This is a genomic window from Kitasatospora sp. NPDC007106 (assembly GCF_040634455.1).
Classification (GTDB): Bacteria; Actinomycetota; Actinomycetes; order Streptomycetales; family Streptomycetaceae; genus Kitasatospora; species Kitasatospora arboriphila.
On the sequence record NZ_JBEYFP010000728.1, the window covers coordinates 1 to 2,895 of the forward strand.

Genomic DNA, 2,895 nt, shown 5'->3' on the forward strand with positions numbered 1-2,895 from the left:
GCCGCAGCCGCAGCCGCAGCCGCAGCCGCAGCCGCAGCCGCAGCCGCGCCGTGCGGCGCGTCCCGCGCCGTACTTCGACGGGCAGTTCCCCAACGGGCCGCTGGCCGTGCTCGACGGCGACGGCACCGCGTACGGCGTCGGCGGCCTCGTCCTGGACTGCCCGGCCACCACGCTGGCGCAGCTCGCCGCGTGGGCGCTGACCGCCTCCGGCCTGGGCGCGGCCCGGCTGCACCGCAACGGGAAGGACTCCGACCCGCTGCTCGTCCTCACCGCGGCCGCCGCCGAAAGGCTCGGCCTGCCGCCCACCCTCGACGACGACCCCGCCACCCGCCGCAGCCAGCGACTCCCGGACGACCACAAGGCGGTCAAGGCACTCACCCGCTCGAAGTGGCAGCTCACCCGCCGCGGCTTCGGCCCCTGGGCCCGCATCTACAAGCCGGTCAAGGACGGCCGCCGTCAGTGCCTGCAACTCGCCGTCCTGCCCTGGCGCGCCCTGGACCCCCGTGCCTGGGGCGACGCCGCGAGCCTGCCCGCCCCGGACCTGGCCCGCGTCCTGGGCGTCTACGCCCAACGGGTCATCACCCCCCGTGGCTCGAGTGCCACCTGCGGCCTGGAACTGATGACCGCGCTGCGCCCGCCGACCCGGGCGGTCCGCGACGAGGCGAGCGGCGGATGGGTGCCCGGGCCGATGCCGGGCGCGCTGACCGAGGCCGTCCAGGCGGCGCCGCCGGAGGTCCCGCCGGAGCACCCGGCCGCCCAGGACTGGACCGGCGGGTTCCTCGACGAGGAGTCCTACCAGTGGCTGCGCCCCGTCGAGACCCTCTCCGAGGCGGAAATGATCGAACCGTACGCGGTCGGCATCGACATCAACACCGCCTACCTCGCCGCCGCCGCACGCCTGAACGTCGGCCTGTCCGGCCCGGTCCACCTCCACCGGCCCGCCTTCGACAAGAAGGCGCCCGGCTCCTGGCTCGTCGACCTGTCCCACATCCCGACCGACCCCCGCCTGCCCTCCCCGTTCACCCCCACCGGCAGGCACCCCCAAGGCCCGGCCTGGTACGCCACCCCCACCGTCGCCTACGCCGTCGAACTCGGCCACGACGTCCAGCCGATCGAGGCGTACCTGCGGGAGAGGACCGGCGCCTACCTCGACCCCTGGCACGACCGCCTGCGCGAGGCCTACGTCACCACCATGGCCGAGGCCGGCATCCCCACCGACAAGGACACCGACGAACGCGCCTTCCTCGCCGCGATGGCCGCCCACCGCCTCCTCAAGGACGCCGGCGACGACCTCGACGCGCTGCGCACCGCACTCACGGCCGAAGGCCTCGGCCACCTGGCCGGCGCGGGCGACGACCAACTGCGCGCGGCCGCCTGGCGCCACCACCAGGTCGCGATCGTCCTGTCCGCGGTGAAGTCGACGGTGAAGTTCGGGATCGGCAAGCTCCGCGAACGCCCCCAGGGCCTGGCCTACACCAAGGGCGAACCGTGGCCGGCGCTGGAACGGGAGACCTGGCGCCCGGACATCCGGGCCGCGGTCATCGCCAAGGCGAGGGTGAACATGCACCGCAAGATGGCGAACGTCGCCCGGGCGAACGGCCGCTACCCGCTCGGCGTCAACAACGACTGCGTCGTCTACGCCTCACCCGGCCCCGGCCCGCTGGACTTCCTGCCGCTCACCGGCTCCGGCAAGGGCGTGCTCCCGGGTACGTTCCGGCTCGGCGCCACCCCCGGCCTGGCGAAGCTCGAGGGCGTCCAGACGATGCTCACCGCCGTCGACTGGCTCGAACGCGACCAGCCCCTGAACCCGGCCCGCCACATCAAGGGCTACGACTCCGGCGCCGTCGAAGGGAAGTAGCCAGCCGTGGAGGAGATCACCGACGCCCTGGACCGGGCCGCACCCGGCCACTTCACCAAAACCCCGCCCAAGGGCGCACAGGCCCAGATGCGACTGCTGACCAAGGCCGCCAAGGGCGACACCGCGGCCGTCGCCGCCCGACTCGGCGTGAGCCGCCGCACCGTCGAACGCTACCTCGCCGGACAGCGCAAGACCCCCCGCAGCGCACTGCGCCAGGCCCTGGCCCGCGAGGTCCGGCGGGCGTGGCAGCCCGGCATCCGCCGCCAGGCCCGCAAGAAGGCGGCGACCAGCACGGGCATCACCGTGGAGGTGTGGGCGCACTTCGGCTACACCGCCCCCGTCGGCACCACCGACGAGCCCCGGCTGCGCCACCTGACCGTCCACCTCCCCCCGGCATACGCCGACCGCCTCTTCACCGCCCAGGAGCAGGGCGCCGGCGACCGAACCATGCGCGAGATCATGGCCGAGGGATTCCAGGAAATCTATTTCAAGGACGGCGGACGGGCCGCCGGACTCGAAGTCGAATTCACCCGGATCCAGGCGATCGACGTCCAGTACTGACCCGCCACGGCGAAACCCTCCCCGCCCACCGACCGCGCCGGCCTCACCGATCACGCCGGCCCCTCCCCGCCCACCGACCGCCCCGGCCTGCTCCCGGCGGCGCCGTCCGTCCGGCGGGCAGGTCCGCCGCCCGGCGCGGACGGGGACCGCCGCGAGGCCGGCGACAGGGAAAGCAGCGAACCCGCCGGCCCGCTAACCCGCTAACCCGCTAACCCGCCAGCACCGCGGGCATCGCGGGCACCGGGCACTGCGCCCGGCACGCCCCCGGGGCCCGCGGCCGCCCCCGCCGACACCCCCGCCCCGAAGCCGGCGGACGGGCAGGGAAATTCGGTGCGATGCAGGTCACCGCCGGGTGCCGATTGCCGTACCGTGACCGGGGACGAAGTGGAGGAGACTCGCATGAGCGCCCAGCCGGAACACCTTCCCGCCCCGCCGCCCGCTCCGGCCCTGCCACCGGCTCCGGCCCCGCGGGCCGC

The 2,895-nt window shown here is 74.9% G+C and carries 2 protein-coding genes; both read left to right on the top strand.

What is annotated here, in order from left to right; genetic code table 11:
* Positions 1 to 1,858, top strand: a 1,858-nt coding sequence (locus ABZ641_RS31455; protein ID WP_359987323.1) for a transcriptional regulator, incomplete at its 5' end; no start/stop codon positions are given.
* A gap of 6 nt (positions 1,859 to 1,864) precedes the next feature.
* A complete protein-coding gene (locus ABZ641_RS31460) occupies positions 1,865 to 2,419 on the top strand; it encodes an XRE family transcriptional regulator (protein WP_359987325.1) in 555 nt (184 codons plus the stop codon).
* Positions 2,420 to 2,895 lie beyond the last annotated feature (476 nt).